This is a genomic window from Flavobacterium microcysteis (genome assembly GCF_006385255.1).
Classification (GTDB): Bacteria; Bacteroidota; Bacteroidia; order Flavobacteriales; family Flavobacteriaceae; genus Flavobacterium; species Flavobacterium microcysteis.
The window spans coordinates 382,379-407,856 of sequence record NZ_VFJE01000054.1 but is presented as its reverse complement, the minus strand read 5'-3'; the positions used below and the strand labels follow the sequence as shown (position 1 = coordinate 407,856).

The window sequence follows — 25,478 nt, the reverse complement described above, 5'->3', positions numbered from 1 at the left end:
TGAAAGTGAAGATATAAAGTGCTTATGAGACAATGCTAACAATTGCTTCGAGAAACATAAGAAAACTAGCTCTTTGCTATTTAACTTGAGGTATTTAAATTCTTATGTGTCCTGACAATTGCTTGCTCATTTTTATAATCAATCCAGGATTGTCCCTTCCATTTTCGCATTAAGTTGTCAAAGTTTCTCATGATAAAGATGTTGTAAGCTGCCTTTCCCAAGTTTCCTATTTTTCTAGGAAAAGCACGAAGACTCATTGAGAATCCCGGAGTCATATATTTCATATAATGCCAATAACCTTCGGGCATATAAAGCATTTCGCCATGTTCCAGGTTGCAGATTAATCCTTTGGCTTTTTTTAATGCCGGCCATTTTTCTAAATCCGGATTGTCAAAATCGATATCTTCCCTTGAGATTAAGGCATGCGGCACTTTATACAGATAAGGGGTTTGGTCTGGAGCAAAAAGGATGCATTGCTTTTTTCCATGAAAGTGGAAATGAAGAATATTCGAATAGTCGATGTCGTAATGTATAAAGACTTTTGAGTTTTCTCCTCCAAAGAAAAGCATAGGAAGCTGCTTGACTAGCTTAAGTCCTATGTCTGGCCATTTAAAGTCTGATTTTAAGGAAGGCACTTCCTTCATCAGGTTATACAGAAAAATTCTATAATTGGTAGGCTTGGTTTGCAGAAGGTCAATATAGTCTGCCATTTTCATTTTGGCATGAGCTTCATTAAAACCATCCTTGTGTGTTACCGGACGATCGTCGTATAAAGGAACCGTTTTATCGCCAGCAATTTCCTTGATATAATTGAGTTTCCATTTTTCATATGCCGGCCAGTCTTCTGTCAGCTTTTCGATGACCAATGGTTTTTGTTTTTTTACATAATTAGTATAGAAGTCCTCTTTTGAGATAGTCTTTACACGCTCAATTTCTGTCAAGTGCAATGGCATACAATAGATGGTTTTGAGATAATGGTTTAATAACAAAGTTAATAAAGGATTATCAAACTGTAAAGAGCAATACCTTAAAATTTTCCCACAAAAAAATACCGCACATCAAATTTTGATGTGCGGTATTTTCAAATTTAAAAAACTGAAAAACTAATTTTTGACCAACTTTTGAGAAAACTGCTTATCGTTTTGTGTCGTAACATTTACGATATAAATTCCGCTGCTTAACTTTGAAATATTGATGCTATTGCTGGTGCTTTCCATAACTTTTTGTCCAGTAATGGAATATATAGCTGTATTTTTTATTTCAAATTGGTTGCCTGAAACACCAATATTCAAGATGTCATTCGCTGGATTTGGATAGATAAAGATAGGATTATGGGCAAGTTCCGGATTATGGATTCCCAACGGCAGATTTAGAATTTGGTATTTCATAACGCCCAAATCAGTTGTAGCCAGGTAAGCATTGATTGTTGAACCATAAAAATCATAGTCCATTGAAAATGATTGTACATAGTTTAACTGCTGTGGAGAGATATAAGTCCAGTTTGCACCACCATCTATGGTGTAATAGATAGAAGCATCAATTCCCAGAGCGCTGTGTACAGACGCTAGCATGACTCCGTTATTTACAGGAGAATATTTGATTCTTTTTGCATCAACGCCTTGTAAAATTACTGTCCAGTTTTCACCGGCATCTGAAGTAGCAAAAATACCTGAACTGGTTGTTACTATAAAATGATTAGCGTCTAGCGGATTTCTGGCCATATCCCAAATCAAATCTGCATCGGGACTTATTGTAAGGCCATTTATTTTTTCTACCCAAGTAACACCTCCATCAGTAGATTTAAAAAATTTGGTTCCTTTTACAATGAAAATTTCATTTGTATTGGATGCAGAAACAGAAATTCCTGTGATGACACCATCACCAAATTCACTTGTTTCAGGAGTTGTGATTTCTTCTGTGATGATTTCTTCTGGGTTGGCAAAGTTGATTTTATAAAGATTGCCGCCCTCGCCAGATCGTAATGAGACATAAATGATGTTGGGATTGATTGGGTCCACAATTAGTTCCTGCATATCATCTGCAAAAGCATCCATTAAAACAGTTGCTGTTGCGCCATAATCAGTACTCATAATTAGGCTGCTTCCAAAAAAGCCCATTGAAGCATAAGTGAAAACACGACCGGCAACTACCGGGTCTGCCACCATATAATTCCTTTTCGGATTGAAAGAAGTTGGCGGTTCAATATCATAAATTGAAGTCACTCCAGATGTAAGGTTTTTGTGCAAGCGCCCTCCTTGGCTTCCGTAATATAAATGTTTTGCTGATTGATATTTGGCATGAGAAACGCTTACGACATTATAAAAAGGAGCTTTAACCTGCGTTAACGTTGTACCTCCGTCATTTGAGAATTGCGGAAATAAATCTGTAGCAATGGCCACCTGGTTTTGGTTGAATGGATTATATGAAGCGTTCAATCCGTAATAGTAGGATGTAGAGCCTTGAGGATAAGCTATATTATTCCAGGTTAATCCTCCATCACTGCTTTTTACGATTTCATTTTCTTCAAGGATAATGATATGATTCGGATTTGTTGGATGGAAAGTGATTTTGTTAATACTGTTCAATGTTTGGTCAGTCCATGTAATAGGTACTTGGGTCCAAGTTTCTCCTGCATCAGTAGAGCGATAGAGGCGCTCCGGATGCGCTCCAAACCCAATGCTGGTTCCAATCAGCATATCATCACTGTTTAATGGATTAAAAGCAATAGCGCTAAATGTAAATCCAGGCAATTTTTCAGTCCAAGTTTGCCCATAATTTTCTGAAATCAACAATCCGCCAATAGCTTCATTAGGGCCCAAAGATCGGCCCATATAAATTTTAGAGCTGCTGACAGGACTAAAAGCGACATTGTCAATATGTATATCATCATGGTCAACGCTGAAATAGATCAGATTCCAGGTAGAACCAGAGCTTTTAGTATGGAAAACCTTGGTTCTTGCAACTAATCCTTCCAGGTAAGAAGTGTGTACGACTAAGTCAGTTTCAGATGTACCATAGAACGAATAAGAAGCAACCTGTGCATTATCCTGCGGATTAGGAAGGGCATAGAAATGAATAATGGCATTGGTGGTAAGGTCAAAAAGATAAACACCGTCATTTTCACCGCTGTTAACGACTGAAAAACTAAGATTCGTTTGTCCGTGTAATCTTAAGTCTTTCATTTGTGCTGAAGGATTTGGGAAGGAATATTTTAAGTTCCAGGTCAATCCATTGTCAACAGAAACAATAATATGGTTTCCTTGCGTACGGGCATACATTTTATTTTGAACAGCTGCATCATACGTAAGGTCTTCCAATTTTCCAAAGTTAGTGGAGGCTTCATAACTGATTTGGGCCTGACTTGCATAGCTCAATAGCAATAATAAAGCAATGGTAATTTTTTTCATAATAGACATTTTTTGTTTTCTAAATTTTCAAAAAAACAATAGCTATTTCAAAAAAAATGGACGGACATAGTGTGACATCCTTTAGGACAAAATGTGATTTAATCTTTTAAAGTGTTGAAAGATAATCGTATAGGTTAATATCATGCGGAAGTTCCATTCGGGCAGCAATTCGTTCTTTTCTTTTCCTGCAGGCATCAGCCGTAATATTCAACATAGAGGAAATTTCCTTAGTGCTGAGGTTCATGTAGATGTAGGTTATGAAGCGAATATCGTTTGAATTTAACTTTGGATGTTTTTCTTTCAGGTTGGTCAGGAAAGTTTGGTTGACTTCTTCGAAATGGGTAATAAAGCTGTCCCATTCGTCGTCAGTCTTCAAGTGTCCTTTTAAGTTTTGGATATGGTTTACCAATGCGGGGTCTTTAGAAATTTCAGGTAGCTTTGATAATGACTGAAGCGTTTCTTCAATCAGTTCGTTTCGTCCGGATAGGTAAAGTGCCTTTGCGGAAAGCTTTCTGTTTTTTAGCTCGATTTCATTTTTTAGCTTTTCCTGTTCTAACAGTGCGTTTGTTTCATTTTCATTGACCATTTTTTCAAGCAGCAGGTTGTCGCTTTTTTCTTTTTCAAGTTCCAGGAGCATGATCTGTTCGTTGCGCTCAGCAATTAGTTTTTTCTGCTTATGTTTGATGGAAATGTTTCGCAATGTCCACACTAAAAAGGCCACGACTATAAATATGACGGCAATGATAGAGTAAAAGAGTTTTCGTTCTTCAGCTATTTTTGATTCATTATTGGCTATTTCCTTTTTGTAATTCTCGATTTCAAACTTGACACGGCTGTTTTCAAAAACTTTTCCGTTTTTGATTTCATTGAGTTCACTTTCTGTTTTTATAATAGAATCCTTATAGCTTAAAGCCAAAGCATATTTTTCCTTTTTGAAATTAATATCGGATAAAAGCTTAAAAATGTTGATTTTGGTTTCGAGATTGGGCTTTCTTTCAAAAATCGTATTAGCGTAGTGACTGGCCAAATCAAGGTTGTTTTCATTTAGATAACTTCTGGATATAATCATAAGTAGTGAAATGCCAATATCGTTATAATCCAGGTCTTTGGTCGTTTTGTATAATTCTTCGGCCATAGTGCGTGCCTGTTTCGAATTCCCCTGAAGGTTTTCATTTTCGGCTATTGCAACTTTTGCTAAAATTTGCAGTTGTTGCTGTGATTCCAGCAAAGGCAAAGCTTCATTGAAATAAGCACGGGCTTTTTTTAGTTCGTTTGTTTCATTGGCAACATTTCCCAGATTCATGGCATAGAGTCCAACTTTAAGCATGTCTTTGTTTTCCTGAGCGATATCATAGGCCTTTTTGAAATATTCATTCGCTTTTTCATAATTCATTTCTTTCGAATAGAGAATAGCGATGTTGTTCAGGACAACCATTTCAGATTTCGGATCCAGGTGTTTTACAGCGATGGTGTAGCTTTCGAGGTAATGGTTGAGAGCCTCACCATAATCAAGCATGGTGTAATAATTGGCGCCAATATTATTTGTTGCCAGAAATAACTGTTTATACCATCGGTTTTTTTCTGCCAGGTTCTTGGCCTGAGTTAGTAATTCGAGCGACTTGACATGGTCTTTTTTCCACATATAGTCGATTCCTTTAACAATAATCGAATCGCAGTGGGCGGTAGCCTGAGCTTGAAGTTTGGGCATGAAAAGCAGGCATAGCAAAAACAAGAAACAGATGGACTTGATGTGGCGGGCTTTTCTGTGCATTGGGATAGTTTTATTCAAATATAAGAATAAGTATTGCACAAATGGTTGCGTCAGGAAGGGTTTAAAATTTATAAAAAAAGCTTTTCCGTGAGGAAAAGCTTTGGTTTTTATCTTGATTTCTGATTATGACTTTTTGCCGGAAGCCACAAGGTTTCTTTCAATTTTGTGTGCTGGTCGGGTCCATTTTGGTTTTTCTCCCATAGCTTCATACTGCGAGTCTTCGGCTTCTACTGTTTTAGGCTGAGAGACTTTTGTAAATGGTTTTTGCGGAATTAAACCCAACATTTCAAACATTTTCATGTCTTCATTTACATCCGGGTTTGGTGTAGTCAACAGCTTGTCGCCAGCAAAAATAGAGTTGGCACCAGCGAAAAAGCATAATGCCTGACCTTCGCGACTCATGTTTGTTCTTCCTGCAGAAAGGCGCACCTGAGTGTTAGGCATGACAATTCTTGTAGTGGCTACCATTCGGATCATTTCCCAGATTTCAACAGGCTTTTCTTCTTCTAACGGTGTTCCTTCTACAGCAACAAGGGCATTGATAGGCACTGATTCCGGTTGTGGGCTTAAGGAAGCAAGAGCAACAAGCATTCCGGCTCTGTCTTCAACACTTTCTCCCATTCCGATAATACCACCGCTGCATACTGTTACGTTTGTCTTGCGGACATTCTCGATGGTTTGCAAACGGTCTTCATAGCCGCGTGTAGAGATAACTTCTTTATAATATTCTTCAGATGTATCTAAGTTATGGTTGTAGGCATAAAGTCCGGCTTCGGCCAAACGCTGTGCCTGATTTTCGGTAATCATTCCCAACGTACAGCATACTTCCATATCCAGTTTGTTAATGGTTCTTACCATTTCCAAAACCTGATCGAATTCCGGTCCGTCTTTGACATTTCTCCATGCAGCACCCATACATACTCTTGACGATCCGCTTGATTTAGCTCTCAAAGCTTGCGCCTTAACCTGCTGTACAGACATTAGGTCATTGCCTTCCACGCCAGTATGGTAACGGGCAGCTTGTGGACAATAGCCGCAATCTTCCGGACATCCACCAGTTTTTATAGATAGAAGAGTAGAAACTTGGACCACATTTGGATCATGATTTATCCTGTGTATAGTAGCAGCTTCATATAGCAAATCCATCATTGGCTTGTTGTATACCGCCATGATTTCTTCCTTGGTCCAATTGTGTCTTATTGTACTCATAATGCTTAGTCTTTTGTTTGTTCCAAAAGTAGGTAATTCCACAATAAGTAAAAAAATCTTTTCTCTAAAGTTAGAAACATAGAATTGTTGATTAAATAAGGCAGGGGATTGTCAAATTTGACAATCCCCTGCTTAAAAATATATGTCTTTGTAATTTAGTCTACTTTATTGATTTTCTCTACTTTATCTTTCCAGTATTGCATCATGGCAAAGGAAACAATCATAGAAGCTGCTGATCCTTCTATTAACAATCCAAAACAGAATTGGTATAAGGATGGATCGCCTCCGCCAAAGATATAGCTGTCTGCAAAAGAATCCAGATAGGTATTTCCGCCGCGATACTCTACATAAATCATAAAAGAAATGAGCCCTAAGATTAGCCCGATCATTGCGGTTATGAAACCTGCAAGAAGATTGGTCAGGTAGCCACTTATACCATCATGATAGTTTGATCGGATCGTTTTGTTTACACCATAGATCACAAAAATAAAATTCACGAGCCTGAGATAAATGTGGTCTTTTAGGTCTAGTGCTTCGATGAGCAAGAAGTATAATCCTAATCCTATAAAAATAATCACACCGTTGGTCAGTAATCTGGAAACTTTCATAATATTCGGTTTTGTTGGTTATACTATTTAAGTTATAAATGATTTAGCTAGGGGTAAGCTTTTCAATTTATACATTAAAATTACGAATATTATTTTGTTTTTCGTATCCTATTTCTGCAGTCTTTGAATTTTTAGCAAAATTTTAATAAATTAAGTTTTTTCTGATTAATTGGATGAAGACTGGTTTGTAGGTTTATTATCCTCATCATAAAGCAAAATCCAATCGTTATGACCAAAGTAGTCCCATTTTGCTGCGGCCATGTCTACAGTAGGATCAATAAGTTGCCTGTAAGGCCTGCCATTGATGGAGACGTGGCAGTCAACAAAAACGCTGACATCCTTGCCATGTTTGGCAAATACTTTTTTTATTCTCTGTGCCATTTGCCAGATAGCATCGGGCTTGTCTGCAACCATTGCTATCTGTTTGTCCGTAAGACTAGAGTATAAACTGTAAGGAAGTCGTTCTCCGGTTTTTTTGTCAATGACTTTAAACGTGGAATAACCGGTTCTTGACCTAAGCATCATTCTCCAGCTTAAACGATGGGCTTCTTCCGTCCATAGTACATCGCCTTTGATAAACCAATGGCGGACCGGAAGCGCTATCTGGATTAAAAAATAAGGAATGAAAAAGTAGAGCAAAACCGATTTATTCTGGTAAATAGGCTCGTTTCCTTCAGGTTTAGGCTTCTTCTTAAAAAATAATGCCCTTATTTTTTCAGGTGGATAAAAGAATACGGCAAAGCTCAAAGCAAAAAAAGGAAAGATGCCGATTTGTAATGTGATCGCATTAAAAAGATGGAATATCAAAGAAGCTATAAAAGCGATGGTTCTTGTTTTTCTCCAAAGCAGCATCGGAACAATCAACATATCGAACAAGATGCCGGAATAGGCGATAAAAAGATAAAACCATTTTTGGTGAAAGATTTCCTGAATAAAAGGATTTTCTGATTTATGTGCGAGAAGATTTTTAGTAAAAGTTCCGTCAAGCCAATCCGGATAAAATTTTGATACTGTTGCAAAAAAGTAAACAATGGCAACTTGAGCAATCATTACCAGCGAACACCATTTGGGCATGGTGAGGCTTTTTATTTCGGGATTTTGCCTCGCGTCAAGTGAGGCGTATCGGTTTGCGGGAAGGAAAATCATGATCAGACATACCAGAACAAGCATATAATAATGATTGTTGTAGGATGTTTTTTGCATCCAATAGGTGAGCGTCCATAAAACAGTAAAAGCAGAAAGACTCCATTTGTATTTCCAGCCAAGCATCACGAGAATTCCTAAGACTCCCATCGTGGCAAAATAATAATACATTCCATCGCCGGGAAGTGGCTGTAGCCATTCCATTCCGATATGGCTAAATGTAAATTTGGGCTTTATAAAATTGTCTCTTACCCAGCCGGTCAAAATGGCTCCAAAAGTTTCTGCCGCAAGAAGGAAACCGAAAAAAATCCGAAAAATAATCAACGGTGAATTGTCTACAGGCAGAAATAACTTTTTCATTTTAAATTTTTTATAAAATTTTGAGTTATGATTTTGTCGTTTTCAATTTCAGCCTTCAAAGTATCGATAGAGTCAAATTTTTCCTCAGAACGAATTCGTTGCAAAAAGTATATGCGCATTTCCTTGCCGTATAAATCTTCTTCGAAATCTAAGAAATTGGTTTCGATAGTTCTTTCTTTTCCGTCAACAGTAGGATTGGTGCCGATATTCATCATGCCAAAAACCTCTTTCCCGTTCCAGTAGCTTTTGACAATATAAACACCATTTAAAGGAATCAGTTTGTAATCTTCTTCAATCTTTAAATTGGCTGTAGGAAAACCAATCGTCCTGCCCAACTGTCTTCCTTTTACGACTGTTCCGGTAATGAAATAATTGTAACCAAGATATTCGTTTGCTAATTGAATATCGCCGCTCAACAGAGCCTTTCGGATTTTTGTGGAACTTATAGAAACTTCATCAATCTCTTCGGCAGAAATTTGTTCTACTTCAAAATCGTATATTTTTCCGTAGGCAATTAGGTCATTGATATCGGCAGATCTGTTTTTGCCAAAACGGTGGTCATGTCCTATTATTATCTTTTTGATGTTAAATCGATCAACTAGTATTGTCTTGACAAATTCTTCCGCACCCAATTGCGAAAAACTTTGATCAAACGGATGTATGATGAGGTTCTGTAAGCCGATATTTTTCAGTAATTCGGCTTTTTCCTGGATAGTATTCAGAAGTTGTATATCAGAATTGCCCTGTAGTACCATTCTGGGATGTGGGAAAAAAGTAAGTACCAGGCTTTCAGTATTGCTTTTTTCGGCTTCTTGTGTCAGCCGTTCGATTATTTTTTTGTGCCCAAGATGAACGCCGTCAAATGTTCCAAGCGTAGCGACAGTAGGTCTGTTGGGTTTAAAATCTTGTATGTTGTTGAAAATATTCAAAATGGTGGAATTATCTTTTTGGGCAAAATTAAGCTATATGCACAATAAAAAAAACTTCTTGGATATATCTTGTTAGAGTCTTGAATAGTCTTTAGTAAAAGAAAGGCTGTTATAAAAAAGCAATGAAGGGCTGGTGTTGTTAAATATCTCTTTCATTTTTATTGTTAAATAATTAGAATATGCTTAGAAATGATTAATTTTGATTTTGTAAACTATAACTATTATGAAAAAACTTTTACCTTTAATTGTTTTTGTCCTTATGTTTTCTGCGAGCTATTCGCAGTCATTATGGACAAAGACATCTGCAGAGAAGCTCGGTGTTTTAGAAAAGACAGACCGTAGCTCTGCGCCACAAAAATATCAGATTTATCATTTGGATTTTTCTGGATTGAAATCACAATTGCAGTTAGCTCCTTCAAGAGAGGCTAATGAAGTTTCAAATGTGATAATTGCTTTCCCAAATGCCCAAGGGAAGTTTGAGAATTATAGAATCTATGAATCGTCAGTAATGGCGCCTGAATTAGCAAAAGCACATCCTGAAATCCAATCCTATATTGGTCAGGGAATTGATGATCCTACTGCTAAAATCCACCTTACAACTACAATTTTTGGTCTCCATACAATGACATTGTCTGGAAAAGGAACTTTTTATATTGATCCTTATACAAAAGATTTGCAGAACTACATTGTTTATGACAAGTCTGACTTGACAACAACTCGTAGTTTTGAATGTAAAGTTCAGGATTATAATGTGGAATCTATGGATGCTCCGTTACCGCCACCGGCAAGTGATGGTAGATTCAGAACTTATCGTCTGGCGATGGCCTGTACTATAGAATATGCAAAATTTCACACAGATGCAGCGGTTGCCGCAGGGACTTTGAGTCCAACAGCTACTATTGCACAAAAGAAAGCAGTCGTTTTGGCGGCAATGAACGTAACAGTTGCACGTGTAAACAGCGTGTATGAAAGAGATATGTCATTGAGAATGCAATTAGTTCCTAACAATGAGAATATAATTTTTATCGATGCGGATAACTTTACAGATAATGATGCTGATTTCTTAATCGATGAAAGTCAAGTAGTAATCGATGGTGCGATTGGTAATGCAAATTATGATATAGGACATACAGTAAGTACAGGCGGTGGCGGATTGGCGCAATCTCCGGCAGTATGTATATCATCAGGAAAAGCTAAAGGTATTACAGGATCTGATGCTCCAGTTGGAGATCCGTATGATATTGATTATGTAGCTCACGAAATGGGACACCAATTTGGAGCGGCACATACATTTAATAATTCTTGTGGGAATAACAGACAGACTGGTTCTGCTGTAGAACCAGGTAGTGGATCTACCATTATGGGTTATGCGGGAATCTGTCCTCCTAACGTACAAAATAATTCAGATGCTTATTTTCATGCGGTGAGCATCGCACAGATGGTTTCTCATATTACAGGAAATTTTGGTAACTGTGTTCCAGGAGTAGCTAATGGAAATACACCTCCTACAGTTCCTGCCTTAACAAACTATACAATTCCTGTTGGAACAGCTTTTGTTTTGAGAGGAAGCGCAACAGATGCTAATGGTGATGCTCTGACGTATTGCTGGGAGCAGACTAACTCGGGAGTTAATACAAACGTGCCTAGTGCCACTTCAACTACTTCAAACCCGAACTTTAGATCAGTAGCTCCTTCAAGCTCTCCAAATAGATATGTTCCGTCTTTGACAAATGTGCTTAATGGTAGCCTTACCAGTGCTTGGGAAATGATTCCTTCTGTGGCAAGAACATTCAATTTTGCCCTTACAGTAAGAGATAACAGAACTCCAAACGGTGGACAAACATCCAGACAAAACATGACAGTTACAACTAACGCGACAGGTGGTCCGTTTACTGTAACGTCACAAAATACAGAAGGAATTTCTTGGACACAAGGGCAGACGCAAACTATCACATGGAACGTTGCAAATACGACTGCAGCGCCTTTCAATACAGCTAATGTGAATATTTTGCTTTCAACGGATGGTGGATTGACTTATCCAACTGTTTTAGCTGCTAATACGCCAAATGACGGTTCGCAGGCGATAACTGTTCCAAATACGGCAGCTCCTTTTTGTAGAATTATGGTAGAATCAGTAGGGAATATTTTTTATGCCCTTAACTCAAAAACCTTTGCAATTGGATATACTGTAACCAACACATGTAATACGTATACTTCTAATACGGCTTTTGCTGTACCGGACAATAATCCAAACTTTACTGTAAGAACTATTACAGTGCCTACAACTGCTGCGGTATCTGATATAAATGTGGCTGTTAATTTAACTCATACTTATCTTGCAGATATGCAAATTGTACTTGTTGGTCCTTCACCTGCGCAAACACTGATTACTCTTTTTAGTAATGGTTGTGAGAACGGGGGTGTGTCTAAAAATTTAAACGCAACTTTTGATGATCAAGGTAATAGTGCAAACTGTGTTGCTACAGTTACAGGGAATATTTTGCCTCTAGAGCCATTGTCTATTTATAATGGGACGAATCCGCAAGGAAGCTGGTTATTTGCTGTTAGAGATTTGGGAGCTGGAGATACAGGAACTGTAAATTCATTCTCAATAACAGTTTGTTCTCAGACAGCTGTTTTAAGCACTGAAAACTTCGGGCTTGCAGACTTTAAGATTTATCCTAACCCTAATAATGGTACTTTCAACATTCAGTTTAATTCTGATTCAAGTAATGAAATCAAAGTTGGTGTACACGATATAAGAGGAAGAGAAATTTTCAATCAGTCTTATCAAAACACAGGAGTGTTCTCTCAAAGTCTTCAATTAGGAAATGCACAGTCAGGAGTTTATCTTGTTACTGTTCAGGATGGAGAGAAAAAAGAAGTTAAGAAGATAGTGATTCAATAATCGTGAATCTAAATCATAAAGAAAAAGGAACTCGAAAGAGTTCCTTTTTTTATAAGCTTATTTTTATTTGAGTGATTATTTGATTGTCAACAATGGGTGGAATATCGATTTGCAAATCAGAACCTTTTTTAATCAGGCTACCTTTGGTTACTCTATAATTTCCAGCTTTCCCTTTGCAGTAACAAAAAACTCCAAAAAGCATTTTGGTACTTTGGATTCTTTTATCCGAAAAAGAAAAGTCTGTATAATCCTTATTCATTTCGAAAACAATTTCTTCTGAATAACCAGCATCTTGCAATGTTTTGTCGGCTATTTTCTTTTGGTATTTATAAAGAAAAACAACTTTGTCCGGATTTTCTTCAAGCTCATAATAAATCTTGTCGATACCGTCTGTTTTTACATTCATGCTTTTGTTTTGGAGAATTTCAAAACTGCAAGTTCCTTCTTCTGGGCAAGAGCTTTCAATTTTGGCTTTTTTGCTATTGCTTGCCGTAGCTTGAGAATTCTTAGTGCTACAGCATGAGGCAATCAATCCAATTATTGGCAACAGTATGTACTTTTTCATGATATTTGTTTTTCTTACGTTAAAGATAGCAAAAAGAAAGCCAATTTATTTTCCGTTAAAAGTATTCATGGTAGTGTCAAGTCCTGCTAATGCGAACGAACGAATAATCTCTGCTGAAAGATCTAATCTTTCAGAAAGCTTAACTGTTTCTTCTTCAGTCCACTCTCCCAATACATAATCGACTTGTTTTCCTTTTTTGAAATCATCGCTGATTCCAAACCGGAATCTCGGATAATCGGAGGAGTTTAATGTTTGCTGTATGCTTTTTAATCCATTATGTCCGCCATCGCTTCCTTTTGGTTTGATTCTAATGGTTCCAAAAGAAAGATTCAAGTCATCAGTAATTACCAGAATATTAGAAACGGGAATATTTTCCTTGTCCATCCAATATTTTATTGCTTTACCGCTGAGGTTCATATAGGTGTTGGGCTTTAAAAGAAAAAGAGTTCGGCCTTTTAATTTGTATTCTGCCATAGCGCCAAGCTTTACGGTTTGGAAATCAAGGCTTTCTTTTCGCGCTAAATGATCGACTACCTTAAAGCCGATATTGTGCCGGGTGTTTACGTATTCTGCGCCAATATTTCCGAGGCCAACGATTAAAAATTTTTTCATCGGGTCTGAATCTGTTGTTATTTGTTTTTTGCTAAAAATATTGAAAATCCAGTTTTTCATTTCGTAAAAATAGTTTTTCTCTACGGATTAGCTTTCTTGTTTTATAATCTTTTATAGGTGTGTAAAATAAAAAAAGCATCAGTTTTAGGCTGATGCTTTTGGTATAATTCAAGGTGAAAATTATTTTTTCTTTCCTTTTGCTGGGGCTTTTGCAGCTTTTGCAGCTTCTTGAGCAGCTTTCATTGCAGCACGTGAAATTCTTACCTGTGCAACAACAGTGTTGTCTGGGTGAAGTAATTTATAGTTGTCAGCAACTAATTTAGTAACATATAATTTGTTACCCATTTCAAGACCTGAGATATCAGCATCGATAAAGTCAGGAAGGTTTTTAGGAAGTGCTTTTACTTTCAATCTACGTTGGTTCAAACGTAAAACTCCCCCTAACAATACACCTGGAGAAACACCAACAACTTTTACTGGTACTTCCATAGTGATTTCTTTGTCATCATGCAATTGGAAGAAGTCTAAGTGCAAAATCTTGTCTGAAACAGGGTGCACTTGAGTGTCTTGCAATACTGCATTGAAAGTTTTACCACCTTCAAGTTCGATCACAACTGTGTGAGCGTTTGGAGTGTAAATCAAGTTTTTGAATGCTTTTTCTTCTGCTGAGAAATGCACCGGTTGATTTCCTCCGTATAAAACGCAAGGAACCATTCCAGCATTACGTATCGCTTTAGTCGCTGACTTGCCCACGCTTTCTCTTTCTGATCCTTTAATTGTAATCGATTTCATTTGTAAATATATATAATTAATAAAAAATTCTACATTAAGAACTTACCGCTGATAGAGTTGTTGTGCTGTACCATCTGCATTACTTCTGCAAAAAGCGGTGCACAGCTCACCACACGGATTTTTTTCGATTCCTTCTTCAACGGAATAGAATCAGTAACGATTAATTCACTTAATTGTGAATTCTCAATTTTTTCATAAGCATTGCCCGATAAAATGGCATGCGTACAAATAGCTCTTACGCTCAAGGCTCCTTTTTCGATCATTAGATCTGCTGCTTTAGCCAAAGTTCCTCCGGTATCAATCATGTCATCGACAAGGATGATATTTCTTCCTCTTACCTCGCCAATCAATTCCATACTTTCAATCACATTGGCTGCTTTTCTTTGCTTGTAACAAATAACCACATCCGATTCTAAAAATTTAGAATACGCATACGCTCTTTTTGAGCCTCCCATATCAGGAGATGCGATTGTAAGGTTTTCCAAGTTCAAGCTTTTTACATAAGGCAAGAAGATGGTCGATGCAAACAAGTGATCCACTGGTTTTTCAAAAAAGCCTTGAATCTGGTCGGCATGCAAATCCATTGTCATGATTCGGGTAGCTCCTGCAGCTTCTAGCAATTTGGCAACCAATTTCGCTCCTATCGGCACACGAGGCTTATCTTTTCGGTCTTGACGAGCCCAGCCAAAATACGGTATTACAGCCGTGATATGGCGAGCCGAAGCTCTTTTGGCAGCATCAATCATTAGCAGAAGTTCCATAAGGTTGTCTGCACTTGGAAAAGTGGAGCAAACCAAAAAAACTCTCAATCCTCTGATTGATTCTTCGAAAGACGGCTGGAATTCACCATCACTATATTTTGAGAACGTTACTTTACCTAGCTCCACACCATAGCTTTTAGCTATCTGCTCGGCTAAATATACGCTTTGAGAACATGCAAATATTTTTGCTTCCGGTTCTTGGTGCGACATTTTAATTTGTTGTTTAGTAGTTAGTTAGTGTTGTGTTGTGTAAACGAGGTGCAAATTTAGGAATAAAATCCAACTCTGAAAGAATATTTTTCACTATTTTTTCTTTTAAATGAAATTATTTTTTTTACATTTGCACCCACAATTGAAACACATCAATTGCCTGGATGGCGGAATTGGTAGACGCGCACGACTCAAACTCGTGTACTTAGGTGTGTGGGTTCGATTCCCACTCCAGGTACTTAAAAAGGAGATACTTTAAAAAGTGTCTCTTTTTTTTATTTTACTTATTTGAACTCCGGCCATTTCTAATCAAAAACACGAAGTCCTCGTTAGTTTTTATGGTCAATATGCTTCTTTTCTAAATAAGAATTTTCCGGTAAATATGTTAAGATTTTTCAAATGTCATAATTTATGTATTGAAAAATTCTAAACCTTAAATTTGCCCTAAAATAGAAAAAGCCCTTAAAGGGCTTTTTTCTCAATCTCCAAATCTTCTGGGCTCGTATTAAATACGTCTAATAAGTATCTCTCCATGCTTGGGGCCAATGCTCTGAACAATGCTCTATTTTCTGGTGGAACACTTTCTTCATCAATGCAAAGAAAATGAAAAACGGGCACAGGGACATTTAATACCTTGCTCAAACTTTCTAATGTTTCGGGCAGGGGTTTGTAGGCCCCGTTAATAATCTGTGAAAGAGCAGTTCGGCTTTTGCCAATATCTTTTGCAACTTGACCTTGGGACAATTTCCTTTTTTTTATAAACATTTTAATTACTTCACCTATTTCCATAACTATGTGTGTGTTGAAATCTCATAAACTATTTGGGTAGTAGCCAGAATAATTTCCATCCATCTCAAGTAAATACCCTGTTTTTGTTCAAGGGTTGTTGCAGATGGAATCTGGTTCCTTAGCTCAATTAGTAATTCTCTTATTTCGTTGGGCATATCTACATTCTGTAGGGCCTCATTTATTTTATTTATTAAATCTTTCTTATACATTTTAATTTGTCTTAAAATTTCTGAATTTGTTTTTGAAGGATTTCAAACGTTCAGAAATATTAAGGCAGTCCTTCTTATGCCTTAATATCCCAAGGATATTAAGGTTGAGTGTGTGTCGTCTAAATTTTTAAAATTAAAGTTGTTTATACTTCCTATAAATTCTCTTATATTAACTTCAAATCTTTTAAAAACGTTATTTAAAAAGGTTCTAACAGCCTTTATGTATGATATTGTTTTATCATTTTCTTTGATTTCGGCATTAGTGGCGGCAAGCATTTTGACGCGTTCAGCATATAAGTCATGAATAGTACGGGGCTCGTGCTTGGGCATTAACGTTATCTTTACTGCCTGTGCAAGTTTGTCTATAGCTCTACGGATGAGGTTGCCGCTAAGAGAATATGACTGCTCGCTATCATTTTTTACTAATTCTTTAATAGATACTTCGGATTCGTAGCTATCTATCCAGTGACTTAATTCATTTCTTAATTTTTGTTTCTTTTTCTTTTCTTCTTCAGCTAAAGTCAGCTTGGTTTCAAGCCCGCTTAATTTTTTTGAAAAATTTATATGGTTGAATACAGATACAGAATTAGATATACCAATCTTATTTTTTCCTTTGATGATGGTCAACTCCTGATTTGAAAATAGATTTGCCGCATTCTGTATACGTAGATTATCATCAAACTTAAATTTTGTACAAACGTTAAATGGTTTTATACAGGTGTAAGTTTGACCCAAAAACTTTTGTTGCCAAAAATAGGGCTTCTGAATTTCTTCACTTGAGTAGATGTTTTTTGAAACCCTATTAATAAGTTTATCCAGATTTTCTATAGATTTTGGAATTTGTATTTTTGCCGACATCTCTAATTTTTTTACAAAGTTAAGCTATACTTAACTTATAGGTAAATTTTTTATGTTAAGATTTACATAAAGTTTTCTAATATAGGAATTCTGATTGTTAAACGATTACAGATGTTCAATATTAGATTATTCTCCAAAAGAATATGTTTTTTTAATCTAAAACGCTGATTTTTAGATATATTATTTGTTTTGAATTTAATAATTACATTTTATGGGCTGTCCTAGTCATAGAGGGTATCGAATAAGTAAATAAAGTTTGTAAGTGGTTTGAAAATTCAACATTCAAAGACTTAAAAATAAAAACCTCTGAGAAATCAGAGGTTTTTTTATGGATGTTTGTTAAATCTTCTTGATTACATAAGTCACTATACCCCAAATCATAAAGTTGTTTTCCTCAGAAATCTTTAAGGGTTTATAGGCTTTATTTTCCGGCATAAGATACAATCCGTCTTTTTCGAGCTTTAATCTTTTTACGGTAAATTCTCCGTCAATAAAACAGATGGCTATTTTCGTATCTGCCGGTTCAATACTTCGGTCAACAATCAGAATGTCTTTGTCATTTATTCCGGCATCGGTCATGGAGTGTCCTTCTACCTTTATATAAAAAGTCATATCCAGATTTTCGGTCAGTGCTTTGTTCAGGTCGATTGTGGTTTCCAGAAAATCAAGAGCAGGCGAGGGGAATCCGGCAGAAACACCTTGTGAGACATACGGGATTTTAAGCTCGCTTTGTAAATCGGGCTTGAAAAAGGTTAGTTTTTGGGCTTTATGTTTGCGGTCTAATGACATTTAACTACTAGGATTTGATCCAATCGTGTTGTGTATTTTGGTGAAAGCATATTTTGTTTCATGTTCCATGTTTTGGAATCCTGTGAGCCTAATTTGACTTTTCGGTCTCCAATTTTAGTATTGATCTTGTCAATGGCTTTCATCAACTGATGGTGTTTCGGATTTTCTTCTTCAAACAAATGAAGCTGTTTTTCATTGGTATTGATTAGCTGGGTAACAATAACGCCTGCTTTTTGAAACCGCTCTCCCTTGTGTTCCTCATATAATTTTTCCAAAATCCGTATAGCAGCCTGGTTTATTGTAAGCGTAGAGTCTGTGCCAAAGGGTAGCGTAACAGCATTATGGTAATAGTGTTTGGTAGTAGGGGTTTTATGTTCGGATGTTGCCAACATTACAACTACGGTATGGCAGCAAGAATTTTGCAGTCGGAGCTTTTCAGCACAGACGGAAGCAAAAGTAGAAACACGTTCTCTCAGGGCATCAAAATCGGTTAATTGTTTCGGAAAGCTTCGGGTAATGGCAATGCTTTTTTTATTGCCGGGTTCTTCAATGCCTAGAACAGATTCTCCTAACAATTCTTTTCTAAGCCGAAGACCAATAACTCCCATTTCCTTTTTTATCCAGCTTTCATGAAAAGGTTCCGTGAAATCATAAGCCGTTAATATGTTTTTGGCTTTCATCTTTTTCTTCATCCGATATCCGATACCCCAAACATCTTCTATTTTGGTCCATCGCAATGCCTTGACACGCTTTTCTTCAGTATCGATAACATAGACGCCATTCGTGCGTTCCGGATATTTCCTCGCAATTTTATTGGCTACTTTAGACAGTGCTTTTGTTGGTGCAAAACCAATACATACCGGAAGGCTTAATCCCTTAAGAAGTGTGTTTTTAATCTGTTTTCCATAGCCGTCATAATCAGAAATATTCATTCCTTCAAAATTGAGAAAGGCTTCGTCTATGCTGTATACTTCTACGTATGGAGTAAACTTGTTGAGGACATTCATGGCTCGGCGGCTCATGTCGCCATATAAGGCATAGTTGGAAGAGAATACTTTAATATTGTTTTGCCGAAGCATTTCTCTTACCTTAAACTCAGGTGCGGCCATAGGAACGCCTAGTGCTTTTGCTTCGTCGCTTCTGGAGATAATACATCCGTCGTTATTAGACAATACAACAACAGGCTTTCCATTATATTGTGGCTGGAAAACCCTTTCGCAGGATGCGTAAAAATTATTGCAATCGACTAAAGCATACATACTACAAAATTAAGGCAAACCCTTAAAAATTAGTCTTCGCCAAAAGTTAATGTTGAAAATATTATCGTAAGAAAATTATATATAAAAAAAGCCATCAGTAAATGTGATGGCCTTTTTTATATAAGGTGTTTTATTTTTTATACTAGCAAATCCAACAAGAAAGAAGGATAAAGTCCTATTGCAATATTCAGCACTATAGCAACTGTTGCTACCGCAGTGTATACAAAAGGAACAGGTTTTGCGGCTTCTGTAGCCTCTTTAGTATACATGGCCAAAATCAATTTAAAATAGTAACCAACGCTAATGATAGAGTTTACCACAGCAACAATTACCAAGATGATGTGCCCTGCATTTAGCATCTGTCCGAATAAGAAAACCTTAGCAAAGAAACCTGAGAATATCGGAATCCCGGCCATTGAAAGCAAAGCTCCTGTTAGTATAGCAGCTAATAGAGGATTTGTCTTTCCTAATCCGTTGAAATTGAAAATATCTTCGTTGTCTTTGTCTTTGGTAACATACAGCAATACAGAAAAAGCTGCAATTCCAGCCAATGCATAAGCAGAAGCATAATAAAGAAGAATTCCAGCAGAAGTTGAAACCGCCAAAAGTGTCATCAGCATAAATCCGGCATGAGAAATACCAGAGAAAGCAAGCATTCTTTTTACATTATTTTGTTTCAAGGCCATGATGTTTCCAATCGTCATCGAAAGGATAGAAATTACCATCAAGGCTGTTTGTGATGAATCAGGAAGATTCACGTTCATTGCGCTTACCAATTTGAAGAAAGCTGCCATAGCTACAACTTTAGCCAAAGTACTCATCAAGGCAGTTGTAAGGGCAGGAGATCCTTCATAAACATCTGGTGCCCAAAAATGAAACGGAGCTGCCGCTATTTTGAAAAGCATACCAATACTAAGCAGGATAGCTCCTATATAAAACCAGTCTTCTACATCTGCAGAAGTTCCGGCTTCCTGAATTACTGCCATATCGAAAGAACCGATGGCACCATAAATCAAGGCAATTCCAAACAAGATAAATCCTGAAGCAAAAGCTCCCATCAAGAAATATTTCATACCTGCTTCATTACTTTTCAGGCTTAGGCGATTGCTGGCTGCCAAGACATATAATGAAATAGAAAGAATTTCAATTCCTAAGAAGAACATGGCTAAGTTTCCGAAAGCAACCATAGCTACGGCTCCTGTTAGGAGGAATAACTTGATAGAAACAAAATCGGATATTTTGTGTACTTCTTTCTGGTGAAAGCTAGGTGTCAATGCAATTAAGAACACTGTCAATAAGATAAACAGGCAAGAGAACGGAGTTGAAAAATTATCGCTGACAATCATATTGTTGTACGAGTCAGCAGAATCATTTAATCCAGTAGCTGTCAATCCCAAGATTGCAAGCAAGCCAATAATTGTTACAGGGACAATTGCTTTCCTTACGTTAAAAATTTCAGCCAAAAGGCATAAAACCCCTAATACGGCAATAGCTATTAATGTATACATTTTATATCTGACTAAATTAAATTCTGTTTATAACTTTTATCGCTTCCTCAAGGCTTGGTGTAATCAAATCGATAATTGGTTTTGGGTATAATCCGAAAAATAATAATACACCAATAATTATAACCATTACAAGGCCTTCATTGAAGTTGACATCTGCAAAAAATTTCTCGTTTTTCTCTCCAAGCATTACTTTCTGGAACATTCTTAACATATAGAAAGCTCCTAAAATGATTGTTGTTCCACCAATAATACAGATGGTAACGCTTTTTTGTGCTAAGCTGTAAAGCAATTCAAATTCTCCTACGAAGTTAAATGTTCCAGGCAAGGCTACAGAAGCCAAAACCAAGATCATGAACATGGAAGTGAATTTAGGTGATTGTATTCTGATGCCTCCCATTTCTGAAATTTTTCCGGTAGTATATCTTCTGGAAATGATTTCAGCTGCGAAGAACAAACCTACTACTCCAAAACCATGGGCAATCATCTGCAAGGTTGCACCTCTCAAACCATCTAAGGTCATAGTATAACAACCCGCTGCAATTAGTCCAACGTGAGCTAACGAAGAATAAGCCAATAGTTTTTTTATGTCTTTCTGTTTCAAGGCTACGATAGAACCGTAAATTACTCCGGCAACGCTTAGGCCTACAAAATAATACAGGTATTCTTTTGCCGCCAGCGGAGCAAGAGGCAATTGCCATCTGATAATACTATAAAGTGCCATTTTCAACATAATACCTGATAATAGCATTGTACCCACGGCCGGAGCTTTTTGGTATACTTTTGCCTGCCAGGTATGGAAAGGAATAAGTGGAATCTTAATAGCATATGCCAGGAAGAAACCTAGGAATATCCAGAATTGTTCTTGTGTAGACAATTGAGCTCTGATCAGGTCGCTCAAAAGGAAACTTCCTGTTATTTGGTATAGATAGATAAAAGAAACCAGCATGAATAAAGATCCTGCAAAAGTGTAAATAAAGAACTTTACGACAGCTTTTTTTCTGCTTTGGGGATTTCCGTTACCCCAGATTAGTGCAATAAAATAGATAGGAATTAATGAAAGTTCCCAGAAAATATAATATAAGAAACCATCAGCACTTAAAAATGTTCCAACCATGGCAAAAACCATGAAGAGAATCAAGGCATAGAAGTTTTTGGATTTAGCGTAAGAATTTCCAAAAGACGAGAATATAATCAAAGGTGTCAAGGCAGTTGTAAGAAGAACCATTGCCATAGTCAAACCGTCTGCTCCAAGAGCTATATAGATTTTCGGAATGGTTACCCATTGCTTGATCAGGTTAATATTCTGTCCCGCATTATATAAGTTCAAAAGATAAACCGATACACCAAATGCAGCAAGGCTAAATAGCAAAGCTATTTTTGAAGCCCATTTGTCTCCGGATAGAAAAGTAGCAATTGCTCCGACTAATAAAATAATTAATAAAAAAGATACGTCCATTAGTGATGAATTATTGAGCTAAAAATAAATAAGCGATAATTGAAGCAGTTCCGATAACAAAAACAAAAAGATAGAATCCTACGCTTCCGTTTTGAAGTACTCGTCCTTGCGTTCCAACCATATTTGTGACCTTGCCTAATCCGAAAATAAATCCTGATAAGGCTGTTTCGATAAAGTTTTTCGAGAAGCTTGCTATTGCATAGATTGGCCTCACGATTACCGCCATATAAATTTCATCTACATAAAACTTATTATATAAAACTTTTGAAAATCCTGTAATTTCATTGTCTGCACCAGGTACCTGGGATTTTTTGATATAATTGGAATATGCGATTCCAATCCCAATCAAGGCACCCACAACTGCAACTCCCATTAGCATAAAGGTAGTAGTGTCTACATGATGCTCTTCTCTTGCTCTAATAAATATTGGTTTCAGATATTCGTTCAGCCAGCTATGACCAGGGAAACTGATAAAACCTCCAACAGTTGAAAGTATTGCCAATACAATTAATGGGAAAGTAATCAAGCTTGGTGATTCGTGCAAATGGTGTCTCTGTTCGTCTGTTCCTCTGAATTCTTTGAAGAAGGTAAGGTATAATAAACGGAACATATAAAAAGCGGTCATAATTGAAGCCAAAGAAGCAATAACCCACAATGCTTTATTTTCGTGGAAAGCGACCATCAGGATTTCATCTTTAGAGAAGAAACCGGCAAAAATCGGAATACCTGAAATGGCTAATGTCGCAATTAAGAAAGTGATATAAGTAACTTTCATATATTTTCGTAAGCCGCCCATCTTTCTCATGTCCTGTTCTCCGTGCATAGCATGGATTACTGAACCTGAACCTAAGAATAAACAAGCTTTGAAGAAAGCATGTGTGATTACGTGGAAAACAGCAATTTCATAAGCCCCTAATCCTAGAGCCAAAAACATCAAGCCTAATTGGGAAACTGTAGAATAAGCCAAAACTTTTTTGATATCGTTCTGCACCAAAGCAATAAATGCGGCAACCAGAGAAGTTATTGCACCTATCACGGCTATAATCATCTGGATGTTAGGTGTCAAATCAAACAAGAAGTTCAATCGGGTGATCATGAAGATTCCGGCAGTAACCATCGTTGCTGCGTGGATTAATGCAGAAACCGGCGTTGGTCCTGCCATCGCATCCGGAAGCCACGTATATAAAGGAATCTGGGCTGATTTACCGGAAGCACCAATGAAAAGACAGAAAGTTCCAAAACCAAGCCATCCTAAGTCAACAGTTTGCCCTGAAGCTACTGCAGTTTTAATTGTTGTGAAATCAACAGAGCTGAATAGGTAACCCAATGTGAAAATTCCGATAAGGAATCCAAGATCCCCAATTCTGTTCATGATGAATGCCTTTTTAGCTGCATCGTTATACTCTTGGTTTTTATACCAGAATCCGATAAGCAAGTAGGAGCAAAGTCCAACACCTTCCCAGCCTATGAACATGATCAACAGGTTAGAGCCTGTAACCAATGTGATCATAAAGAAGATAAACAGATTCAGATAAGCGAAAAACTTATGCAGATTTTCATCATCATGCATATAGCTTATAGAATAGATATGGATTAAAGTACCAATTCCTGTTACAAAAAGAAGCCAAAGAATAGACAATTGGTCTAACAGGAAGCTGAAGCCTACGTTAAAATTCCCAAGTGTCATCCAGTGAAATAGCTCAATCAGTATAGGCTTTTTTGTACTGTTTATTTGAAAGAAAAAGTTTAATGCGATTCCAAAGGAAATAGCAACTGCAATTGTTCCGATAGTTCCGGAAACATTGCGGCTGACTTTTTTTCCAAAGAATACGTTGAATAAAAAGCCTGCAAATGGCGCCAATAATAAAAATAAGAGTAAGCTTGTCTCCATTAGGGATTATCCTTTTAAATTTTTTAATTTATCAATATCAATCGAATGAATGTTTCTGTAAATTCCAACCAGAATAGCCAAACCAACTGCAACTTCTGCGGCAGCAACGGCCATTGAGAAGAATACGAATACTTGTCCTGCGGCATCCTGGTGGTAGGTTGAAAAGACAACCAGTAAAAGATTTACCGCATTCAACATAATCTCGATTGACATAAACATTATAATGGCATTTCTTCTGAACAAAACCCCAAATATCCCGATACAAAATAATATCGTTGAAAGATAAATGTAGTTGTTAATGCCTATTTCCTGTAAAACACTCTGCATAACTATAAGCTTATTTTTTCTTCTTTTTTAGACAATAGGACCGCTCCAATCATAGACACAAGCAACAATACTGAAGCAAATTCGAAAGGAATCATAAAGCCGTTTTTCTCATCGAGCAATACTTGTCCAAGGACTTTGATGGACTGGTAATCTTCGCCAGAAACATAATAGTCTCCTTTTTCAAGAATTGGCATTGATTTTATAAAAGCAGCCAAAAGTACGTAAGCCACCAAACAGAAAGAAGCTACTGCCGCAAGTATCGTAAGCCCGCTTTTGTGCTTTTCATCTTCCTTATTGAGGTTCATCAACATTATCGTAAAGAGCAAGAGAATCATAATTGCTCCGGAATATACTATGATATGGACAACAGCCAGAAATTGCGCATTGAACAGCAAATAGTGTCCGGCTATCGAAAAGAAACAGATTACCAAATAGATTGCGCTATGAATCGGATTTTTTGTGAAAATCGTCAGGAACGCAGAAGCCAAAGTAATTGCAGATAAAATATAAAATACAGTTGTCAACATATTAATTAGCCGTTTTCAATTTAGTATTATTCAAAGCCTGTTCTAAAGGCATAACCAATTTATCTTTTCCGTAAATAAATTCGTCTCTTTCATAATTTGCCTTTACAATCTTTTTAGAGGTTGTCAAATAGATCGCTTGTTTAGGGCAAGCTTCTTCACACAGACCACAGAAAATGCAACGCAACATATTAATTTCATAGATAGAAGCATATTTTTCTTCTCTATACAGATGTTTTTCGTCTGGCTTTCTTTCTTCTGCTTTCATCGTAATAGCTTCAGCAGGACAAGATAAGGCACATAATCCGCAAGCTGTACAACGCTCACGACCTTCTTCATCACGCATCAGCATATGCTGACCACGGTAAACAGGGCTCATTGGACGAACCTGTTCCGGATATTTGATCGTTACTTTTCTGGTAAATAAGTGCTTGATCGTGATAAACAATCCTTTTACGATTGCCACAAGATATAGGCTCTCCAAAAAGCTCATCTTTTTGTTTGAAACCTCTTTCTTTCTTCCCGATAATGATATAGTTTCTATACTCATTTTGATATATGATTTAAGATTTTGAAGCGGAAATTGTCCTTTC

23 protein-coding genes and 1 tRNA gene are annotated in these 25,478 nt (G+C 36.9%); 2 read left to right on the top strand and 22 right to left on the bottom strand.

Annotation, left to right across the window (positions count from 1 at the left end):
• Nucleotides 1-80 precede the first annotated feature (80 nt).
• From FJA49_RS10860 to FJA49_RS10830, 7 genes are all read right to left on the bottom strand, one after another.
• Nucleotides 81-953 carry a cupin-like domain-containing protein gene (locus FJA49_RS10860; RefSeq protein ID WP_140000939.1) on the bottom strand — a complete coding sequence of 291 codons (873 nt, stop codon included), beginning with the start codon at nt 951-953 and terminating at the stop codon, nt 81-83.
• A gap of 150 nt (nt 954-1,103) precedes the next feature.
• Entirely contained in the window at nt 1,104-3,407 is a 2,304-nt protein-coding gene (locus FJA49_RS10855; RefSeq protein WP_158629478.1) for a T9SS type A sorting domain-containing protein, read from the bottom strand.
• 106 nt (nt 3,408-3,513) lie between these two features.
• The gene (locus tag FJA49_RS10850; protein ID WP_140000937.1) at nt 3,514-5,178 is read right to left on the bottom strand and encodes a tetratricopeptide repeat protein; all 1,665 of its coding nucleotides are present in this window, start codon (nt 5,176-5,178) and stop codon (nt 3,514-3,516) included.
• A 123-nt stretch (nt 5,179-5,301) separates the two neighbouring features.
• The gene (gene bioB / locus FJA49_RS10845; RefSeq protein ID WP_140000936.1) at nt 5,302-6,387 is read right to left on the bottom strand and encodes a biotin synthase BioB; all 1,086 of its coding nucleotides are present in this window, start codon (nt 6,385-6,387) and stop codon (nt 5,302-5,304) included.
• 155 nt (nt 6,388-6,542) lie between these two features.
• Nucleotides 6,543-6,995, bottom strand: a complete 453-nt coding sequence (locus tag FJA49_RS10840; RefSeq protein ID WP_140000935.1) for a hypothetical protein — start codon at nt 6,993-6,995, stop codon at nt 6,543-6,545.
• Nucleotides 6,996-7,160: 165 nt separating this feature from the next.
• The gene (locus FJA49_RS10835) at nt 7,161-8,498 is read right to left on the bottom strand and encodes an HTTM domain-containing protein (RefSeq protein WP_140000934.1); all 1,338 of its coding nucleotides are present in this window, start codon (nt 8,496-8,498) and stop codon (nt 7,161-7,163) included.
• Nucleotides 8,495-9,427 carry a bifunctional riboflavin kinase/FAD synthetase gene (locus tag FJA49_RS10830; RefSeq protein WP_140000933.1) on the bottom strand — a complete coding sequence of 311 codons (933 nt, stop codon included), beginning with the start codon at nt 9,425-9,427 and terminating at the stop codon, nt 8,495-8,497. Before FJA49_RS10830 ends, FJA49_RS10835 begins: the two co-directional genes overlap by 4 nt.
• A 223-nt stretch (nt 9,428-9,650) precedes the next feature.
• Here FJA49_RS10830 and FJA49_RS10825 point away from each other — a divergent pair, with 223 nt between their 5' ends.
• Entirely contained in the window at nt 9,651-12,335 is a 2,685-nt protein-coding gene (locus tag FJA49_RS10825) for a zinc-dependent metalloprotease (protein ID WP_140000932.1), read from the top strand.
• 49 nt (nt 12,336-12,384) lie between these two features.
• On the opposite strand, the gene FJA49_RS10820 is transcribed toward FJA49_RS10825, so the two are convergent.
• The 4 genes from FJA49_RS10820 to FJA49_RS10805 all read right to left on the bottom strand — a co-directional run bounded on the left by FJA49_RS10820 (nt 12,385) and on the right by FJA49_RS10805 (nt 15,275).
• Nucleotides 12,385-12,900, bottom strand: coding sequence for a hypothetical protein (locus tag FJA49_RS10820; protein WP_140000931.1), 516 nt, complete (start codon nt 12,898-12,900; stop codon nt 12,385-12,387).
• A gap of 45 nt (nt 12,901-12,945) precedes the next feature.
• Nucleotides 12,946-13,572, bottom strand: a complete 627-nt coding sequence (pth, locus tag FJA49_RS10815) for an aminoacyl-tRNA hydrolase (protein WP_140000930.1) — start codon at nt 13,570-13,572, stop codon at nt 12,946-12,948.
• 120 nt (nt 13,573-13,692) lie between these two features.
• A complete protein-coding gene (locus FJA49_RS10810; protein ID WP_140000929.1) occupies nt 13,693-14,304 on the bottom strand; it encodes a 50S ribosomal protein L25/general stress protein Ctc in 612 nt (203 codons plus the stop codon).
• Nucleotides 14,305-14,333: 29 nt separating this feature from the next.
• On the bottom strand, nt 14,334-15,275 hold the full coding sequence (locus FJA49_RS10805) for a ribose-phosphate pyrophosphokinase (protein WP_140000928.1): 942 nt from the start codon (nt 15,273-15,275) through the stop codon (nt 14,334-14,336).
• A 158-nt stretch (nt 15,276-15,433) separates the two neighbouring features.
• Between FJA49_RS10805 and FJA49_RS10800 the strand changes: the two genes are divergently transcribed.
• Nucleotides 15,434-15,513 (top strand) — tRNA-Leu (locus FJA49_RS10800).
• 224 nt (nt 15,514-15,737) lie between these two features.
• Here FJA49_RS10800 and FJA49_RS10795 read toward each other — a convergent pair.
• The 11 genes from FJA49_RS10795 to nuoI form a co-directional block, all read right to left on the bottom strand.
• Nucleotides 15,738-16,064, bottom strand: a complete 327-nt coding sequence (locus FJA49_RS10795; protein WP_140000927.1) for a helix-turn-helix domain-containing protein — start codon at nt 16,062-16,064, stop codon at nt 15,738-15,740.
• 2 nt (nt 16,065-16,066) lie between these two features.
• Nucleotides 16,067-16,273, bottom strand: coding sequence for a hypothetical protein (locus FJA49_RS10790; protein ID WP_140000926.1), 207 nt, complete (start codon nt 16,271-16,273; stop codon nt 16,067-16,069).
• A gap of 81 nt (nt 16,274-16,354) precedes the next feature.
• Nucleotides 16,355-17,131: a hypothetical protein gene (locus FJA49_RS10785; protein WP_140000925.1), complete on the bottom strand. Its 777-nt coding sequence runs from the start codon at nt 17,129-17,131 to the stop codon at nt 16,355-16,357.
• Between the two features lie 339 nt (nt 17,132-17,470).
• Nucleotides 17,471-17,920: a LexA family protein gene (locus FJA49_RS10780; RefSeq protein ID WP_140000924.1), complete on the bottom strand. Its 450-nt coding sequence runs from the start codon at nt 17,918-17,920 to the stop codon at nt 17,471-17,473.
• The gene (locus FJA49_RS10775) at nt 17,911-19,179 is read right to left on the bottom strand and encodes a Y-family DNA polymerase (protein ID WP_140000923.1); all 1,269 of its coding nucleotides are present in this window, start codon (nt 19,177-19,179) and stop codon (nt 17,911-17,913) included. The genes FJA49_RS10780 and FJA49_RS10775 overlap by 10 nt, the downstream gene beginning before the upstream one ends.
• Before the next feature lie 137 nt (nt 19,180-19,316).
• Nucleotides 19,317-20,687, bottom strand: a complete 1,371-nt coding sequence (locus FJA49_RS10770) for an NADH-quinone oxidoreductase subunit N (RefSeq protein WP_140000922.1) — start codon at nt 20,685-20,687, stop codon at nt 19,317-19,319.
• A gap of 16 nt (nt 20,688-20,703) precedes the next feature.
• Nucleotides 20,704-22,143 carry a complex I subunit 4 family protein gene (locus FJA49_RS10765; protein ID WP_140000921.1) on the bottom strand — a complete coding sequence of 480 codons (1,440 nt, stop codon included), beginning with the start codon at nt 22,141-22,143 and terminating at the stop codon, nt 20,704-20,706.
• 10 nt (nt 22,144-22,153) lie between these two features.
• Nucleotides 22,154-24,034 carry an NADH-quinone oxidoreductase subunit L gene (nuoL, locus tag FJA49_RS10760; RefSeq protein ID WP_140000920.1) on the bottom strand — a complete coding sequence of 627 codons (1,881 nt, stop codon included), beginning with the start codon at nt 24,032-24,034 and terminating at the stop codon, nt 22,154-22,156.
• 6 nt (nt 24,035-24,040) lie between these two features.
• Nucleotides 24,041-24,361, bottom strand: coding sequence for an NADH-quinone oxidoreductase subunit NuoK (gene nuoK, locus FJA49_RS10755; RefSeq protein WP_140000919.1), 321 nt, complete (start codon nt 24,359-24,361; stop codon nt 24,041-24,043).
• A 2-nt stretch (nt 24,362-24,363) separates the two neighbouring features.
• On the bottom strand, nt 24,364-24,888 hold the full coding sequence (locus tag FJA49_RS10750) for an NADH-quinone oxidoreductase subunit J family protein (RefSeq protein ID WP_140000918.1): 525 nt from the start codon (nt 24,886-24,888) through the stop codon (nt 24,364-24,366).
• A gap of 1 nt (nt 24,889) precedes the next feature.
• Nucleotides 24,890-25,435 (bottom strand): NADH-quinone oxidoreductase subunit NuoI, encoded by a 546-nt coding sequence (nuoI, locus tag FJA49_RS10745; RefSeq protein WP_199758380.1) that lies wholly within the window; start codon nt 25,433-25,435, stop codon nt 24,890-24,892.
• Between the last annotated feature and the right edge of the window lie 43 nt (nt 25,436-25,478).

What these genes read in the sequence shown, in the direction of transcription:
- FJA49_RS10860 (WP_140000939.1), bottom strand. Translation starts at nt 953, where the DNA reads ATGCCATTGCACTTGACAGAAATTGAGCGTGTAAAGACTATCTCAAAA.
- FJA49_RS10855 (WP_158629478.1), bottom strand. Translation starts at nt 3,407, where the DNA reads ATGAAAAAAATTACCATTGCTTTATTATTGCTATTGAGCTATGCAAGT.
- FJA49_RS10850 (WP_140000937.1), bottom strand. Translation starts at nt 5,178, where the DNA reads ATGCACAGAAAAGCCCGCCACATCAAGTCCATCTGTTTCTTGTTTTTG.
- bioB (WP_140000936.1), bottom strand. Translation starts at nt 6,387, where the DNA reads ATGAGTACAATAAGACACAATTGGACCAAGGAAGAAATCATGGCGGTA.
- FJA49_RS10840 (WP_140000935.1), bottom strand. Translation starts at nt 6,995, where the DNA reads ATGAAAGTTTCCAGATTACTGACCAACGGTGTGATTATTTTTATAGGA.
- FJA49_RS10835 (WP_140000934.1), bottom strand. Translation starts at nt 8,498, where the DNA reads ATGAAAAAGTTATTTCTGCCTGTAGACAATTCACCGTTGATTATTTTT.
- FJA49_RS10825 (WP_140000932.1), top strand. Translation starts at nt 9,651, where the DNA reads ATGAAAAAACTTTTACCTTTAATTGTTTTTGTCCTTATGTTTTCTGCG.
- FJA49_RS10820 (WP_140000931.1), bottom strand. Translation starts at nt 12,900, where the DNA reads ATGAAAAAGTACATACTGTTGCCAATAATTGGATTGATTGCCTCATGC.
- pth (WP_140000930.1), bottom strand. Translation starts at nt 13,572, where the DNA reads ATGAAAAACTGGATTTTCAATATTTTTAGCAAAAAACAAATAACAACA.
- FJA49_RS10810 (WP_140000929.1), bottom strand. Translation starts at nt 14,304, where the DNA reads ATGAAATCGATTACAATTAAAGGATCAGAAAGAGAAAGCGTGGGCAAG.
- FJA49_RS10805 (WP_140000928.1), bottom strand. Translation starts at nt 15,275, where the DNA reads ATGTCGCACCAAGAACCGGAAGCAAAAATATTTGCATGTTCTCAAAGC.
- FJA49_RS10795 (WP_140000927.1), bottom strand. Translation starts at nt 16,064, where the DNA reads ATGGAAATAGGTGAAGTAATTAAAATGTTTATAAAAAAAAGGAAATTG.
- FJA49_RS10790 (WP_140000926.1), bottom strand. Translation starts at nt 16,273, where the DNA reads ATGTATAAGAAAGATTTAATAAATAAAATAAATGAGGCCCTACAGAAT.
- FJA49_RS10785 (WP_140000925.1), bottom strand. Translation starts at nt 17,131, where the DNA reads ATGTCGGCAAAAATACAAATTCCAAAATCTATAGAAAATCTGGATAAA.
- FJA49_RS10780 (WP_140000924.1), bottom strand. Translation starts at nt 17,920, where the DNA reads ATGTCATTAGACCGCAAACATAAAGCCCAAAAACTAACCTTTTTCAAG.
- FJA49_RS10775 (WP_140000923.1), bottom strand. Translation starts at nt 19,179, where the DNA reads ATGTATGCTTTAGTCGATTGCAATAATTTTTACGCATCCTGCGAAAGG.
- FJA49_RS10770 (WP_140000922.1), bottom strand. Translation starts at nt 20,687, where the DNA reads ATGTATACATTAATAGCTATTGCCGTATTAGGGGTTTTATGCCTTTTG.
- FJA49_RS10765 (WP_140000921.1), bottom strand. Translation starts at nt 22,143, where the DNA reads ATGGACGTATCTTTTTTATTAATTATTTTATTAGTCGGAGCAATTGCT.
- nuoL (WP_140000920.1), bottom strand. Translation starts at nt 24,034, where the DNA reads ATGGAGACAAGCTTACTCTTATTTTTATTATTGGCGCCATTTGCAGGC.
- nuoK (WP_140000919.1), bottom strand. Translation starts at nt 24,361, where the DNA reads ATGCAGAGTGTTTTACAGGAAATAGGCATTAACAACTACATTTATCTT.
- FJA49_RS10750 (WP_140000918.1), bottom strand. Translation starts at nt 24,888, where the DNA reads ATGTTGACAACTGTATTTTATATTTTATCTGCAATTACTTTGGCTTCT.
- nuoI (WP_199758380.1), bottom strand. Translation starts at nt 25,435, where the DNA reads ATGAGTATAGAAACTATATCATTATCGGGAAGAAAGAAAGAGGTTTCA.